We start from the raw sequence: 15,158 nt of genomic DNA on the forward strand, positions 1-15,158 counted from the left end.
CTCGCGACGCTCGGCCCCAGAAGAACCGCCGCGCACGGGAGGAGTAGAGACAGGTATTTCAAGAATGGCTTTCGCATGGTGGCTGGCGGGAGGAATGCAATCCGGAGAGGCGGCGCGTCAGGGGAACGGACGCGGGGGAGCGGTCGTGCCCGGGGGCGTCGTGGGCGACGCAGAGGGCGCGGACGGCGGGACCTGAGGTGGGATCGGAGGGCTCACAGCCGATTCGTAGATGTCGTCCGGCGCGGTCGGAGGCTTGGCGGGGCGCTTCACCTGCCCAGCAGGACGCGTTGAGGACGGACGGGCGGCGACCGTGGCCGCGGAGTGTGCGGGCGGCGAGCTCGGCTCCGCCGTGGGCGACGCCGTCGGAACCTCGGACACGGCAGGAACAGGTCGCTCTGCCGTGGGTGGCGGCTCGATCGCCACCGGAGGCGGATGTTCGGGCTGCGCGCTCGGGGTGGGCGTCGCGAGGGCGGCGGGATCGGGCGTGGGAACGCGGCCGCCCTCGGCCAGCGCCGGATCTTGCTCGCTCGTCGGATTGGCGGCGCGCCACAGCACCCAGAAGCCTGCGACCGTCGCGCTCCCTAGAAACACGAGCAACGCGAAGAGCGCCAGCGGGGCCCGGCGGCGGCGCGCCGCGAGCACCGCCGCAGCGGCCGCTGCGGTCACCGCGGTGGCATCGGCCCGCGCAGCGGTCGGCTGCAGCCCCGCTCGAGACGCGCCGGCTGCTGGCTGGGGAGCGGCCGCTGCAATCGGTCGCTGCTTCCGGGACGACGGCCCGCGCGAGCCGGACGACTCGTCTTCGGGCGGCGGCCAGACGCCGCTGCCGACGCCGACGCGGGCCGTGCGAACGCCACCGGGACGCGCGCCGCCCTGCCCATCGGGAGCACCCGTCGGGGGGCCCGGCAACCCCTGCACAGGGATCCTGCGCATCGTCGGCCGGTTCCGTTCGTCGACGCCCTTCAACAGCGACGGCGCTACCTGGATCTTCTGCTGATCCATCGCCTGGTGCTCTCGGTTCGGAGGCAGCGTGACCGGAGGAACATACACCTGCTTGTCGCTCGGCCCCGCCTCGCGATCCTGGCGGCGCCGCGGCCTGGGGTCGCCCCACTGCACCATCCGCTCCGCGGGCGGCGCTGCGGGGCCGGTGTTTCCTTCTTCAGGTCTGCGGCGCGGCTCCTGCGTAAGCGCTCGCTGTTGCGCCGGTGAGGGGTGCTCTTGCGATGCAAAATTCGGCGTGTCGTACCCGCGCGGCGGCTGCTGCGGCAGCGTCGGTTGCTGCGGCGCGGCGTCACCCGCAGCGCCCTGAGCCGCCGGCTGCCCTGGCGAGCTCTTGTTCGCGTTCCTGTTGGTCATGCCTGCCCCTCTCGCCACGCGCAAAAGGCGCGCTGCTGCCCCACGTGAACAGCAGCGCATCGAGCCCCCGGTACAAGACGCCGCGCTGTCATGGGCGCGCTCCCGAGGTGATCTGCCTCGACCGCTGCACTGCAGACGGCGTGGCGGGTGCCGCGGCAGCGCTCCGACGAGCCCGGGGGCGCCGAAGGCCAGCGTCGAACGTGCGCTGGCCCGCGCACGATACCTCGGAGCTCGCTCGGGGACAGGGCCACGGCATGGACCCGAAGATACTCCACCCGGCCGCCACCACCACGCACCCAAGCGTCACCACCCCCTCCGGAGCGATGCCAAGGCCGCCCCACGGCAGGGCACGGGCATCGAGAGCCGCCGCGGTCACGTCCCTGACGGCGGCGGCTCTCGATGCCCGAAGGCTCTGATGTCGTGGACCATGACGGCGCGCGAGGCGCGGCTCCGCGGGTCGACGGCGCGCGGAGTTGAGCCTGGCCACCTTCTTGCTTCCTCACCGAACCACACGCGTGTTGCCCAGTACTACGCTGCCAGACTTCTCGCATGCCACGACATCGATTTTTTGCACCCATCCAGCATCCACTGTCCGCACCCCACTGTCCGCACTGTCCGCACCCAGGTTGAGCTGCCTCCTGGCCCGCACCCAGGTTGAGCTACCTCCTGGCCTCCTGGCCCGCACCCAGGTTGAGCTGCCTCCTGGCCTCCTGGCCCGCACCCAGGTTGAGCTGCCTCCTGGCCCGCACCCAGGTTGCCCCTCTCAGCGCCAGCGCTCCCATTCCGCAGCCCGCATCGTAGCGGGTTCGTCACACCGGGTGGACGTTCCTGGCATCCGCGGCGACGACGCCGTACCCGCCTGTCAGCCCACGAAGCTCACCAGCAACGCCAGGGTGAAGCCGAAGAGCACCACGCTCACCACCAGCAATCCCATGGCCGCCCAGCTGGCCTGAGGGCGCGCGGGCCGCCGCGCGCGCCGCGCCCTGCTTCTGTGCGCCTCCGATGCGCGCTGCAGCGCAACCCCTGGGGCGGGCCGCGCTGCCATGTCCGGCGCCGTGAGGCCGAACGCCTTCACGGTCGCGCTCAACGTCGGTGGGAGCACCGGCGCCCGGACCGGCGGCAGCGTCAGCGGCGCCGTGCGCTGCCAGTACGCCCCCGACGGTACGACCGACCCACCATCCACCCCTGCCGAAAGCCCCGCGGCGATGCGCGACAGCTCCGCCGCGAACGCCACTGCGTCCGGGAAACGGAGCTCTGGGCGCTTCTCCAGCGCCCTCATGATCGCGCGGTCGAGCTCCGGCGGCACCGCCCGTGGCGCGTGGCTCGACGGCGGCGCGGGGACCTCGCTCGCATGGGCGCGCACGAGCTCGTGGACGCGCCTCAACTGCTCGAACGGATCGCGGCCGGCGACCAGCGTGTAGAGCACCACGCCGGCCGCATACACGTCGGTGCGCGCATCGACGGCGAGCCCGCAGGCCTGCTCGGGCGAGAGATAGCGCGGCGTACCGACGAGCACCCCCTCCTCCGTCTGATAGAGCGACGGCGCCGGCGCCCGCCCATCGCCGCGCGGAGCGACCACCTTGGCGATCCCGAAATCGAGCACCTTCACCACGCGCCGCCCCTGCGCATCCGCGTCGCACACGAAGAGGTTCTCGAGCTTCACGTCGCGGTGAACGATGCCCGCGCCGTGCGCCGCCGCGAGGCCCGCCAGCGTCTGCGTCACGAGATCGAGCGCCTCCCTCGCCGGCAGCGCGCCGCGCGCCGCGAGCTCCTCGCGCATCGTCCGGCCGTAGAGCCGCTCCATGACGAGGAACGTCCTCCCCTCGGCGGTCCGCCCGAAATCGGTGACGGTCACCAGGTTCGGGTGGGCGAGCCGCGCCAGCGACTGCGCCTCGACGCGCATCCGCTCCACGAGCCGCGGCTCACGGTTCAGGTCGCGGTGCAGGAGCTTCACCACCACGGGCTTGTCGAGGCCCACGTGCGCGGCCTCGATCACCTCGCCCATTCCCCCTCGCCCGAGCCGGCGCACGGGCCGGTACGGCGTACCATCCAGCAAGGTATCGCTCAGCTCAGGCGCCGCGCATCGGCAGTCTTCGTGCGAAGGCAAGGCCATCCTCTGCGGGTCGAGGTGGTGCCGCCGTCGTCACACGACGCGAGGAATCGAGATCCCCTCTCGCTCCCGGACCTCGAGCGCGCGAGCGCTCTTTTCACACGCTCGCCACAGGACGCCCAAGATTTCGACAGATGCGCGCGCAGCGCATCCTGCTGCATTCCCTGGTCGCGTTCCAAATTTCCACACAAAGATACGTGTGCGTACGATTTCGGAGCGCGTCGCGATCACGCCCCCGTGATCAGGCGGCGGTGCCCGCGGCGCTCCCTGGCTCGCCGTGCTCGGGCGTGCCCGCGTGCGGCGGCGCAGCCTGCTCCGCCGCGAGCGCGGCCTCGTCTTCCCGGGCGAGGAGCGCGTCCGTCTCGGCGAAGGCTGCCTCGCGTTGCGCGACGACGGCAGCGCAGCGCGCGCGGGCCGCGGAGAGCAGGCCGAGCCCGACGGCGACCCAGCCAGCTGCAGCCATGTACCCGGCGGCGATGACAGACCCCGCATCGCCCTGATCGGCCTTGGAGAGCATCACGAACGCGTAGAACGGCGACGGGGCCGCGACGAGGAGGGCGCTCTCGCTCGTGTCGAGCTCCGCGACGAGGCCGGCGATGGCGGCGACGATCCATGGGCCGACCGCGATCGTGAAGAGCAGCGTCAGGAGCAGCGCCCGCGTGACCAGGGGCGAGGCGATCCGCGTGCGCAGGAACGCGCTGAGCCCGACGAGGAACACGTAGACGGCGAGCGCGTAGACGGCGACGTGCTGGACCTGCTGCGCCAGGATCTCCGGCGTCGTGACCGATGCGCCAAGGCTCAGCCAGTGCCCGACGACCCAGAGCGCGGCGAGGGCGGGGACCCCCACCGCGAGAAGGAGGTACGCCGAGCGCATCACGCCGGGGCCGAAGAAGCGGCGCAGCCGGCTGGCGCGGCTCCGAGCCCAGTGAACCTCGACGCGGCGCGATGGGCCGATCGGCTCTCCGGCAAAGAGGAACACGCAGAAGATCAGAAACGAGAGCGCCGCGCACACGCCCGCAACGATCGCGGGCAGGCGATCGGAGGGGTCCACCGAGAACGCCGGCACCGCGGCGGCGGCGGTCGTCACGGGCGCGCAGACCGCGAACCACGTCTTCAGCCCGGAGGAGCGATCGTCGCTCTCGCTCGTGAGGTTCGCGACGGTCACCTGGTACAGGAACCACGCGGGCATGCCGATCGCCGCGATCGGCAGGAGGAGCAGGAAGAGCACGTAATCGAGGCCGAGCGGCGCGCGCTGGTAGGCGATCGGGAGCCAGATGGGCGGCCCCTCGGGCACCTCCGGCCAGGCCAGGTGGGCCGCGTACGAGAGCCCCGAGCCACCCGCCGAGAACAGGCCGATCGACAGCGGGAACGCGAGCAGCAGCGTGACGAGGATCGCCGCGCGCAGGCTCCCCATCTTCGAGCTGATCGCCAGGCCGAAGGCCACGCTGAGCAGCGCGATCAAGAAGAGGAACAGGAAGGCGATCACCACCTCCATCGCGGTGATCCCGCCGAACAGGAACGGCAGCGCCCCGACCGGCGCGAGCATCACCACGTACATCGAGATCGCCGTGTAAGCGGCGAGGAACTTGCCTCGCGCGATCTCGCCAGGCGGGATGCCCGTCAGGAGCACCGCCTCCCAGGTGCGCCCCTCGCGCTCCGAAGCGATGCTGTTCGCGGCGACCGCCGGTCCGACCAGCGCCACCACGAAGTACGCGAGCGAGAAGAAGACCTGGAACAGGATCACGCCCGTCTTCGCAGGCGCGATTTCCTTCGCCGCGATGCCGCCGATGGTCGCCACGAGCAGCGCCATCAGCACGGCCAGCACCAGCAGGATGATCGGCGTGCGGGCGAGGCGCGCCGCCTGCTTGAGCTCACGGATCCAGATCGGGTTCGGCTCGCCAAGGATGCGCCCCACGCGATGCCGCGCTCGATCGACGAGCCGCTGCGACGCCGGGCCGGCGGTCGGCGATGTGCCAGTCTGCACGCTCACTGCACCTCTCCTTGCGTGACCTCCAGGAAGATCCTCTCGAGCTCATTGCGCTCCGGCTCGACGCCGATCACGCCGACGCCGCTGCGCACGAGGTGCTGGACGATCTCGGCGATCTTCACGTCGGTGCCCACGTAGCCGACATGCACGGCTCCTGCGACGATGTCGACGTCGGTGATCCCCGGCCCCCCCCTGACCAGGAAGGCCGCTGCCTCGGGATCGCCGAGGACCCGCACCTTGACCTTGCGCCGGGAGATCTGTGAGAGCGCCGGGTAGGCCGCCTGCCCCGCGCTCGTCGACCCGGCGGCGTGCGGCGGGTGCGGGCCGTATCCGGGCGGCGGACCGCCGGCCTGCGCGTGATCGACGGCGGCCGGATCCACCGGCGCGCCGTCGGACGTGGCCGCCTCGGGCCCGTGCCGTGGCGGCGCGTGCCCGTGCGCCTGCGCCCCGTACGCGCCCGGCGCAGCGGCGTGGCGCGGCGGCGCGTGCCCGTGCGCCTGCGCCGCGCGCACCGCCTCGAGGCGCGCGGCGATCTCCCCGATCGGCCCGGCGACGACGAGGCGGCCCTTCTCGAGGATGCCGATCGACGTGCACACATCGGAGAGCTCCGTGAGGATGTGCGACGACAGGAAGATCGTCTTCCCCAGGCTCCGGAGCTCGAGCAAGAGATCGCGGATCTCGATGCGCGCGCGCGGATCGAGATCGCTCGCCGGCTCGTCCAGGATAAGGACCTTCGGATCGTGCAGCAGGATCCTCCCGAGCTGGAGGCGCTGCTTCATCCCCTTCGACATCGTGGCGACGATCCGGTCCTGGATCTTGCCGAGATCGGTCAGCTCCAGGACGGCGTCGACCACGTCGAGCGATGGAACCCGGAAGGCGTCCGCGAAGAACTCGAGGTACTCGCGCACCGTGATCCTGTCGTAGACGCCGGCGTGATCCGGCATGTACCCGATGCTGCGGCGGACAGCCGCGGGGTCGATCGTCACGTCGACGCCGTCGATCTCGACCCGCCCTGCCATGGGCTCGAGCAAGGTCGCCATGACGCGGATCGTCGTCGTCTTGCCCGCGCCGTTCGGCCCGATGAAGCCGAAGATCTCGCCGGGGCCGACGTCGAAGGTGACATCCTTCAGCACGTCGAACGCGCCGAAGCGGTGCGAGAGGTGCCGGACGCGGATCGTCGGCCGAGGCCGCTCGATCTGCGCCCCGGAGGGCGGTGCGCCGCCGAGCACCGCGCTCACGGCCGGCCTCCGTAGCCCACGACCCGCACGAGCACGCGGTCGCTGTCGATCCGCAGCCCGGAGTCGCTCGCGCGCCCCTCGCCGCCGTCGAGCTGACCGAACAGCACGGGCACGCCGGCCGGGAACCAGTCGACCGATCCGCCGGCCGCCTCCTCGATGGCCAGCCACGCGGCGCCGAGCCCCGGGGCGTCGGGTTCGAGGAGCGGAGTCAGCAGCCTCCCGCCGAGGTCGTGGACGTCCATGCCACCGACCCGCCGCGCGAAGCCCGCGTGCGAGAGCCAGCCCTGCCCCTCGCTCCGCGCCGCGAGATCGACCCCCGCGCGCGACGAGACCCTCTCCCCGTCGCCGATGCGGGCGAAGTAGCGGGCCGCGCCCTCCGGTAGCCACAGGACGCCGCCCCGGAGGTCGCGGCCGCTCCGGTTGCTCACGACGACGTCGCCGCTCGGATCGGCGACGATCGCGATGCCGTCCCCGAGCGACGCGGCCCCATCCTCACGCACGATCACCGTCTGCCAGGGGAGCGCCGCGACCTTCGTCAGCCGCGCCCCGTCGCGGTCCACGAGCAACCGGTCGCGCCGCTCCGAGAGCTCGGCGACCACCGCCGTGCTGATCACGCCGCTCGGGTCGGTCGTGCGGACCGTGAGCTCCTCCGCGCTGGCGACGAAGAAGCCCCGGAACCGGCGCACCGCCCCCTTCGTCATGCCGGCCCCCGCCTCGATCAACGTGAGGTGGCGCGCCCGGCCGCGCACCCCCTTCGCGAACAGGCCCACGCCGACGATCACCGCGAACGTGACCGCAGCGAGCACCGGCAGGTGCCAGAGCGCGCGGAGCGGCCTCCCCTGCCGCGCGGCGCGCGAAAAATTGATCGGACCGGCGAGCACCGCGTAAAAGCAGAGCAGCAGCGCGGAGACCCCGATCGCCCAGCGGGAGCTCTCGTTCGGATCGAGCTCCCGCCGCACCGGCTCGAGGTCGACGCCCATCGCATCCTCCCCCGGGCGGAAGGCCACCGTGGAGCGACGGTCGTAGGCTCGGCGAGCGAGATCGGCCACCCGGATCTTCACCCACGGGTCGCTGGCCGCGGGTGAGCGCGTGGGGTCGAACGCGAGCAGGTGCACCTCACCGAGGCCGTAGAACGCCGAGCTGCCATACGGGCTCCCGCGCAGGTTGCCCCCCGACCAGCCGCAGAGCGACTCGGCCACCGCGGGGGTCGCGCTGGGCGCGGGCAGGAGCACGTTGCCCTGCTTGCCAAAGCCGCTGGAGCCACCGGGCGGCGCGATCTCCACGAGGGTGGGCGGCGCGATGGGCGCCCTCGCGACCTCACCGCCGACGAACGCCGCGAGCGTCGGGTGCCGCAGATCCTCGGGGCGGGCGACGGACAGCGCCAGCGTGCCGCCGGAGAGGACGAAGCCTGCGAGCGCCTCGAGCTCGGAGCCGCTCAGTCTGGACAGCGTGTCGGTGCGCATGAGCACGGCGTCCGCCGCGTTGTACAGGGCCGCCCGGTCGGGCAGCAGCGGGTCGCCAGTCGCGCTGTCGAAGCGAGGCTGCCCGACCCAGAGGACAGGGCTCGGCGTCCCCCCGGGCGCGCGGCTGGTCGATATGTACAGCGGCGCGATCGGCGCGTCGTGGAGGCCCCCGCGGAGGAGCGACCTCTCGCTGACGTCGAAGAGCACCACCGCGTGCTGCGAGGTCGACGAGATCCCCTGCGACGACACCTGCGCTCCGCCCTCATCGAGCGCCCGCACCTGCACATCGCCGAATGGCGACACGTGCACCGGCACGCGCACGTCGACCGACGCGCCCGCCCCGACGGCGTACGGCGCCGACGCGACGAAGACGCGCTCGTCGGAGTAACGCTTCGACTCGACCTCGACCTCGCCCCTGGCTGCACGGCCGCCGTTGTTCTGGATGCGCACGACGACCTGGTTCCAGCCCCAGGGCATCCCGCCGCTCGTCCCAAGCACAGGCGCCACGTCGACGACGAGCTCCGTCGCGGTCGACAGAGGCGGCGCCTGCCCGGACGCGGGCCCCGCCGAGAAGAGCGCCGCCAGCGACGCCACCCCCGCAAGGCCCTTCGCGCCCCTCCTCCGCGACCCGCTCCGGATCGCCTGCTCCCGCAACTCGTCCATGCGCCTCATCGCCGGATCGCCTGCGCCACGGGCTCGGGCCGCGCCTCGATCGCGGAGAGGAGCGCCGCGATCACCTGATCCGTCGTGATCCCCTCCGCCTCGCCCTCGAAGGACCGGATCATCCGGTGGCGGAGCACCGGCTTCGCGACCCGCTGCACGTCGGCGAAGGCGACGTGCGCCCTTCCCTGGAGCAGCGCCACGGCCTTCGCGGCCAGCACCAGCGACTGCGCGCCGCGCACGCCGGCGCCGAACCGGAGCGACCTCCGCACGATCTCGGGCGCCCCCTCGGCGGCCGGATCGCTCGCCCGCGTGAGCCGCGACGCGTACCGCATGACGGGCTCGGCGACCGCGATGTCGCGGCAGAGCGATCGCAGCGAGAGCACGTCGTCGCGGGTGAGCACCCGCGGCGGCGGCCCGCGATCGTGGCCCGTGGTCCGGGCGATGATCTCGGTCATCTCGTCCTCGGTCGGGCTCGGCACGAGCACCTTGAGCAGGAACCGATCGAGCTGCGCCTCCGGCAGCGGGTAGGTCCCTTCCATCTCGATCGGGTTCTCGGTGGCCAGCACGAAGAACGGCTCCTCCATCGCGTACCGCGTGCCTGCGATGGTGCACGCGTGCTCCTGCATGGCCTCGAGCAACGCGCTCTGCGTCTTCGGCGTCGCCCGGTTGATCTCGTCGGCCAGGATCACCTGCCCGAAGATCGGCCCCTTGTGCAGCGAGAAGTGGCGCGAGCCGTCCGCCGCCGCGACGAGCACGTTCGTGCCGGTCACGTCGCTCGGCATGAGATCCGGGGTGAACTGGATGCGCGAGAACGCGAGATCCAGGCAGCCGGCGATGGTCCTGACGAGGAGCGTCTTGCCCAGCCCGGGCGCCCCCTCGAGGAGGACGTGCCCTCCCGCGAGGATCCCCCAGAGCGTCTGCTCGATGACGTCGTCCTGCCCGACCACGACCTGCCCGATCGCCTCTCGCAGCCGCGTGCTCGTCCGCTGGGCGAGCTCGAGCCTCGCCTCGAAGGACGCAGGGGCCGTCCCCTGCCCGCCGTCAATACTCGCGCCTGATTCCGCCGCCATCTGGTCGCCCTCGGCCGACGACGATAGCCGGCCGCGCCCCGCGCGTCGATCGGACCTCGCCATGCTATGTCTTGCGAATGAGGATGCTTATGTTGACCTGTCGCCGTGGGCTCGCCTCGCTCTGCCTCTCCGCGCGCACCGGCGCGGCGCTCACCATGGCGCTGTCGCTCGGCGCGAGCGCCTGTGCCTCGGTCGTCGGAGAGCATGAGGTGGAGACCAAGTTCCTCGTCAAGCCCACCTCGCAGTCGGTCTTCTCCGGATGGAGCGAGCTCTCCGTCTCGGAGGACCCGAACTCCGTCGACAGGGCCGAGCTCATGTACATCCGGCTGGAAGCACGCGACAGCAACGTGCCCGACCTCACCTTCATCAAGAGCGTCTCCGCCTCGGCCGTCGTCGACGGCGAGTCGACCGTCGTCGCCAAGAAGGCGCCGATGCCTACCGGAGAGCGCATCGTCCCGCTCGATCGGGTCTATCACGACGACATCCGGCCCTTCTTCTACAAGGACGACGAGAGCGGCGATTACACGGTGCACGTCGACTGGGAAGGCAAGGTCGATCTGACGAAGACGATCCCGCCCGAAGGGGTGTGGATGAAGGTCCTCGTCGCCGTCCGCATCGAGTGACCGCGCCGCTCGCGGCGCCCCTCATCACGCTATTCCCTTCGCGGCGCTTTCCCTGCGCCCGTCCCGTTCGGCTCCTCAGCCATCCAAGCTTCCATCTCGTCGCTCGGTCCAACGGGTGAACCGAGAGCACACCGCGCGCGAGAGCGAGGCCGGAGCAGCGGAGTTCATCCGCTGGAGCCGCGCTCGTCGGCGTGCGCCGTGTGCTCCGCACCCCGGCGCGGGCAAGGAGGTCGATCCGTCATGGCCGAGATCCAGGAGAGCTCTGTTCTGTTCTCGCTCAAGCAGCTCATGAGCCTCGAGAAGCAGCGGCTGCGCGAGGAGGAAGAGGCCGCGCGGCAGCGCGCGCTCGCAGAGCAAGCGGCGCGGCGCGCCCTCGAGCGGCGCGCTCGGGCGGAGGAGGCGGCGCGCATCCGGGCCGAGGAGGAGCGGACCCGCCGCGAGGAGGAGCAGGCGCGCGAGGAGGCCGCGCGGCTCGAGGGGATCCGGACTGCGGCCGTCGAGAAGGCCCGCATCGAGGCCGAGCAGCGCGCGCGCATCGAGGCCATGGAGAGGCAGCAGGAGCACGAGCGGAGGCTCGCCGCCCTCGCGGGGGACGCCCAGAAGCGGCGGCTCAAGCAGCTCGTCACGGGGGGGAGCGCGCTCTTCGTCGTCGTGCTCGCCGCGACGCTCGGCATCTTCTTCGGCAAGATCAAGCCGGAGGCCGAGCAGACGCTGGCCGAGCAGACGGCCGCGCGCGCCGCCCACGAGCAGCGGCTCGCCACGCTCCAGAGCGACCTCGCGTCGAGCGAGAGGAAGATCGGCGAGCTCACGCTCGCGTACCAGACGGTGCGAAGCCAGGCGGAGAAGGCGGAGCTCGAGCGCAAGCTCCTCGCGGCGAAGCGCGACCGGGAGGCCCTCCAGGTCAAGGCGGCGAGGCCGGCGGCGCCGCAGGCGCCCAAGAAGACGGAGTGCGTCTGCAGGGAAGGCGACCCGATGTGCGGCTGCCTTCCCTAGCGGTTCAGCGGGGTGCGGCCGCGCGAGCGCAGCCGACGAGCTCCTTGAAGAGCGGCGAGGTGACGTAGCGCTCCCCGCCGTCGGGGAGGATCACCACGATCCTCTTTCCCTGCATCTCGTCGCGCGCCGCGATCGACAGCGCCGCCGCCAGCGCCGCGCCGCCGGAGATGCCGACGAGGATGCCCTCTGTCTTGGCGAGCCGGCGCGCGGCGTCGAAGGACTCGTCCTCGGACACGGGCACCACCTCGTCGATGAGCTCGCGCCGGAGGATCTTCGGGACGAAGCCCGCGCCGATGCCCTGGATCAGGTGCGCCCCCACGCGGCCGCCGCTCAGCACGGCCGCGTTCCTGGGCTCGACCGCGATCATCTTCACGCCGGGCTTCTTCTGCTTGAGCACCTCGCCCACGCCGGTGATCGTCCCTCCGGTCCCCACGCCGGCGACGACGACGTCGACCGTCCCATCCGTGTCCTCCCAGATCTCGCGCGCGGTCGTCACGCGGTGCGCGGCGGGGTTCGCCGGGTTCTCGAACTGCTGGAGCATCACCGCGCCGGGCGTCTCTTCCACGATCTGGCGCGCCCGCGCGACGGCCTGCACCATGAGCGACCCGGGCGTCAGCAGCACATCGACCCCGAACGCCCGGAGCAGCGCGACCCGCTCCGGGCTCATCGACTCCGGCATCGTGAGGATCAGCCGGTAGCCCTTGGCCGCGGCGATCATCGCCAGCGCGAGGCCCGTGTTGCCGCTCGTCGGCTCGACGAGGACGCTCCCGGGCTTCAGCTTGCCCTGCCGCTCCGCGTCCTCGACCATCGCGAGGCCGATGCGATCCTTGACGCTGCCGCCAGGGTTCCGGCTCTCGACCTTGCCGATCAGCTCGGCGCGCAGACCCTTGCCCGCAGAGCTCAGGCGGACGAGGGGGGTGCGCCCGATCGTCGCCGCGATGTCGTCGAAGATTGAAGCCATGTGCCGCCTCCCGTGATGGCCGTTGGCCAGACGGGAGCGCCGGCCAGCGGGCTAGATAGAGTAATCTTGCACGAAGATCTTAGCGTCTCGGAGATTTACCAGCACCCTGTCCCCCTCGGACAGGCCAAGCTCGGCGACGCGGTCCTTGGTCAGCTCGACGGAGAGCGGCTGGCCATCGGAGAGGCGGAGCTCTGCCTTGACCATCCACCCGACCCGCGACAGCCGCTCGACGCGCGCGATGCTGGCGTCATCGGCGGCGGGCGTCTTCGAAGAGTCGATCCGGGTGTGGACCTCGATGTCGTGCGGACGTACGAAGGCACGCACGCTCGTGCCGTCACCGGTCCCGGGTGGAGCGTGCACCGCGAGGGTCCCGAGCGCCGCCTGGCCGTCGCGCACCTCGCCCTTGAGCACGTTGATCGACCCGACGAAGCTCGCCACGAACTCGGTCGACGGCCGGTCGTAGATCTCCTCCGGGGTGCCGATCTGCTCGACCCGCCCCTTGTGCAGCACGATGACCCGATCGGCGAGGTCCATCGCCTCTTCCTGATCGTGGGTCACGAAGACGCTCGTGATCCCTCGCTCCTTGTGGAGCCTCCGGATCCACTCGCGCAGCTCGAGGCGGACCTTGGCGTCGAGCGCCCCGAACGGCTCGTCGAGCAGGAGCAGCGACGAGCCTGGCGCGAGCGCGCGCGCCAGCGCGACGCGCTGCCGCTGGCCGCCGGACAGCTCGTGCGGGAACCTGCCGCCGAGCCCGTCGAGCTGCACGAGGCTAAGGAGCTCGTCGACGGTGGTCGCGATCTCCTTCCGTGGCCGCTTCCGGATGCTGAGGCCGAAGCCGATGTTGTCGCGCACGCTCATGTGCCTGAACAGCGCGTAGTTCTGGAAGACGAAGCCGATGTTCCGGTCCTGGACGCGGGTGGTCGTCGCCTTCTTGCCGTTCAGGATGACCTCGCCGGAGTCGGGACTCTCGAGCCCTGCGATGATGCGCAGGACGGTGCTCTTGCCACCCCCGCTCGGCCCGAGGAGCGCGACCAGCGCGCCGCTCTCGATCTCGAACGAGACGTCATCGACCACCTTGTTCGGACCGAACCGCTTCGTGAGCTGCTCAACAACAATTCCCATAAGCAACAGCCAGCCTTCCGACCCGTCTCGATCGCGCCTCGGACAGAAATGCGAGGGGCCCGAGCGCGCGTCAGCGTCGCCCGCCCGGCAGGTAGGCGCAACCAGATTCAGAAATACACATCGGAAAGGTGGGCGTATTTGCAAGAAGAGGGTGCGCTGACCCCAACCTCGGTCGGTCCACGCGGACCCAGCCCCCGGTCGATCCTCAACCCGGGTCGGTCCGCCGCAGGTCGGTCCGCGGGTCCTCAACCCCGGTCGGTCCCCAACCTCGGTCGGTCCACGCCGGTCCACGCAGCCCCAGCCCCGGGTCGATCCTCAACCCGCGTCGGTCCGCCGCAACCCCGGTCCGTCCGCCGCGGGTCCTCAACCTCGGTCGGTCCTCAACCTCGGTCGGTCCACGATCCCCCAACCCCGGTCGGTCCCCAAACCCCGGAGCGAGCTCAGCGGCGCGGCGGGCTTCGCGCGGCCGGCTGCTGCCCGCTCAACGGACGGCCCGAGGTGCTAGCATCGCCGCGCCGCGACGCGGCAGGCCCGGGACCGGAGGCCGCGGCGCGGCTAGACGAGGACGCGAGGCCGCGACGCGGCAGGACCAGGACGGGAGGCGGATGCGTTGTCTGGTGACGGGGGTGGCCGGCTTCATCGGCTCCCACCTGGCGGAGCGATTGATCGAGCTCGGGCACGATGTGCTCGGGGTGGACCGCTTCACCGACTACTACGCCCGCGAGCTCAAGGAGGGGAACCTGGCACGGCTGCGCGGCGAACCGCGCTTCTCGCTCTCGACGGCCGACCTCGCGACAGACGATCTCCGCCCGCTGCTCTCTGGCCGCGAGGTCGTCTTCCACCAGGCGGCGCAGGCGGGTGTGCGCCCGAGCTGGGGACAGAGCTTCGAGGTCTACCTGCGCGACAACGTGCTCGCGACGCAGCGGCTACTGGAGGCGGCCAGGGCGCACGGCCAGGTGCGCAAGCTCGTCTACGCCTCGTCCTCCTCCGTCTACGGCGACCCCTCCGGCGACACGGGGGATGTGCCCATGCACGAATCCAGCCGGACCGCCCCGCACTCGCCCTACGGGGTGACGAAGCTCGCCGCCGAGCAGCTCTGCGAGCTGTACCGGCGCAACTTCGGCCTGCCCACGATCTCGCTCCGGTACTTCACGGTGTACGGCCCCAGGCAGCGCCCCGACATGGCGTTTCACCGGTTCATCGCCGCCGTGCTGAAGGGTGAGCCGGTCCGCGTGTACGGCGACGGCGAGCAGACGCGCGATTTCACGTACGTGAGCGACGCGGTGCAGGCCAACGTCGACGCCATGGAGGGCGGCGCCGTCGGCGTGTTCAACATCGGCGGCGGCTCGCGGGTGAGCCTCAACGACGCGCTCGGGCTGCTGGGAGAGCTCGCAGGACCCGTGCGCGTCGAGCGGGGAGAGCCGCAGCCCGGCGACGTCCGGCGCACCTGGGCGGACACCGCGGCGGCGCAGGCGGCGCTCCGGTACGTGCCCCGGGTGCCCCTGCGCGAGGGGCTCGCGGCGCAGGTCGCCTGGCAAACGAGGCGGCTCGGGCTCTGCCGGTGACGGGCGCTCC

At 71.7% G+C, this 15,158-nt stretch carries 11 protein-coding genes; 3 read left to right on the top strand and 8 right to left on the bottom strand.

The features are described 5' to 3' along the window. Positions 1-117: 117 nt before the first annotated feature. The 6 genes from WME79_RS40260 to WME79_RS40285 all read right to left on the bottom strand — a co-directional run bounded on the left by WME79_RS40260 (position 118) and on the right by WME79_RS40285 (position 9,884). Positions 118-1,353 carry a hypothetical protein gene (locus WME79_RS40260; RefSeq protein ID WP_437525959.1) on the bottom strand — a complete coding sequence of 412 codons (1,236 nt, stop codon included), beginning with the start codon at positions 1,351-1,353 and terminating at the stop codon, positions 118-120. Positions 1,354-2,215: 862 nt separating this feature from the next. Then, positions 2,216-3,466 carry a serine/threonine-protein kinase gene (locus WME79_RS40265; RefSeq protein WP_437525962.1) on the bottom strand — a complete coding sequence of 417 codons (1,251 nt, stop codon included), beginning with the start codon at positions 3,464-3,466 and terminating at the stop codon, positions 2,216-2,218. A 238-nt stretch (positions 3,467-3,704) separates the two neighbouring features. Further along, positions 3,705-5,453 carry an ABC transporter permease gene (locus WME79_RS40270; protein ID WP_437525965.1) on the bottom strand — a complete coding sequence of 583 codons (1,749 nt, stop codon included), beginning with the start codon at positions 5,451-5,453 and terminating at the stop codon, positions 3,705-3,707. Then, complete coding sequence (locus WME79_RS40275) at positions 5,450-6,688, bottom strand: ABC transporter ATP-binding protein (RefSeq protein WP_437525969.1); 1,239 nt, start codon at positions 6,686-6,688, stop codon at positions 5,450-5,452. Before WME79_RS40275 ends, WME79_RS40270 begins: the two co-directional genes overlap by 4 nt. Further along, positions 6,685-8,814: a hypothetical protein gene (locus WME79_RS40280; protein WP_437525972.1), complete on the bottom strand. Its 2,130-nt coding sequence runs from the start codon at positions 8,812-8,814 to the stop codon at positions 6,685-6,687. Before WME79_RS40280 ends, WME79_RS40275 begins: the two co-directional genes overlap by 4 nt. A gap of 5 nt (positions 8,815-8,819) precedes the next feature. After that, a complete protein-coding gene (locus WME79_RS40285; RefSeq protein WP_437525975.1) occupies positions 8,820-9,884 on the bottom strand; it encodes an AAA family ATPase in 1,065 nt (354 codons plus the stop codon). A gap of 89 nt (positions 9,885-9,973) precedes the next feature. On the opposite strand from WME79_RS40285, the gene WME79_RS40290 reads away from it, so the two are divergent. Both WME79_RS40290 and WME79_RS40295 read left to right on the top strand, forming a co-directional pair. Next, positions 9,974-10,507 carry a hypothetical protein gene (locus WME79_RS40290; RefSeq protein ID WP_437525978.1) on the top strand — a complete coding sequence of 178 codons (534 nt, stop codon included), beginning with the start codon at positions 9,974-9,976 and terminating at the stop codon, positions 10,505-10,507. Positions 10,508-10,747: 240 nt separating this feature from the next. Next, a complete protein-coding gene (locus tag WME79_RS40295) occupies positions 10,748-11,500 on the top strand; it encodes a hypothetical protein (protein ID WP_437525981.1) in 753 nt (250 codons plus the stop codon). Between the two features lie 4 nt (positions 11,501-11,504). Here WME79_RS40295 and cysK read toward each other — a convergent pair whose 3' ends face one another. Both cysK and WME79_RS40305 read right to left on the bottom strand, forming a co-directional pair. Further along, entirely contained in the window at positions 11,505-12,461 is a 957-nt protein-coding gene (gene cysK, locus WME79_RS40300) for a cysteine synthase A (RefSeq protein WP_437525983.1), read from the bottom strand. Between the two features lie 51 nt (positions 12,462-12,512). Then, positions 12,513-13,583 carry a sulfate/molybdate ABC transporter ATP-binding protein gene (locus WME79_RS40305; protein ID WP_437525986.1) on the bottom strand — a complete coding sequence of 357 codons (1,071 nt, stop codon included), beginning with the start codon at positions 13,581-13,583 and terminating at the stop codon, positions 12,513-12,515. A 605-nt stretch (positions 13,584-14,188) separates the two neighbouring features. On the opposite strand from WME79_RS40305, the gene WME79_RS40310 reads away from it, so the two are divergent. Beyond that, positions 14,189-15,148, top strand: a complete 960-nt coding sequence (locus tag WME79_RS40310) for an NAD-dependent epimerase/dehydratase family protein (protein ID WP_437525989.1) — start codon at positions 14,189-14,191, stop codon at positions 15,146-15,148. Positions 15,149-15,158: the final 10 nt, after the last annotated feature.

Source organism: Sorangium sp. So ce726, from assembly GCF_051521405.1.
Lineage (GTDB): Bacteria > Myxococcota_A > Polyangia > Polyangiales > Polyangiaceae > Sorangium.

What these genes read in the sequence shown, in the direction of transcription:
- WME79_RS40260 (WP_437525959.1), bottom strand. Translation starts at nt 1,353, where the DNA reads ATGACCAACAGGAACGCGAACAAGAGCTCGCCAGGGCAGCCGGCGGCT.
- WME79_RS40295 (WP_437525981.1), top strand. Translation starts at nt 10,748, where the DNA reads ATGGCCGAGATCCAGGAGAGCTCTGTTCTGTTCTCGCTCAAGCAGCTC.
- WME79_RS40310 (WP_437525989.1), top strand. Translation starts at nt 14,189, where the DNA reads ATGCGTTGTCTGGTGACGGGGGTGGCCGGCTTCATCGGCTCCCACCTG.
- WME79_RS40280 (WP_437525972.1), bottom strand. Translation starts at nt 8,814, where the DNA reads ATGGACGAGTTGCGGGAGCAGGCGATCCGGAGCGGGTCGCGGAGGAGG.
- WME79_RS40290 (WP_437525978.1), top strand. Translation starts at nt 9,974, where the DNA reads ATGTTGACCTGTCGCCGTGGGCTCGCCTCGCTCTGCCTCTCCGCGCGC.
- WME79_RS40305 (WP_437525986.1), bottom strand. Translation starts at nt 13,583, where the DNA reads ATGGGAATTGTTGTTGAGCAGCTCACGAAGCGGTTCGGTCCGAACAAG.
- cysK (WP_437525983.1), bottom strand. Translation starts at nt 12,461, where the DNA reads ATGGCTTCAATCTTCGACGACATCGCGGCGACGATCGGGCGCACCCCC.
- WME79_RS40265 (WP_437525962.1), bottom strand. Translation starts at nt 3,466, where the DNA reads ATGGCCTTGCCTTCGCACGAAGACTGCCGATGCGCGGCGCCTGAGCTG.
- WME79_RS40285 (WP_437525975.1), bottom strand. Translation starts at nt 9,884, where the DNA reads ATGGCGGCGGAATCAGGCGCGAGTATTGACGGCGGGCAGGGGACGGCC.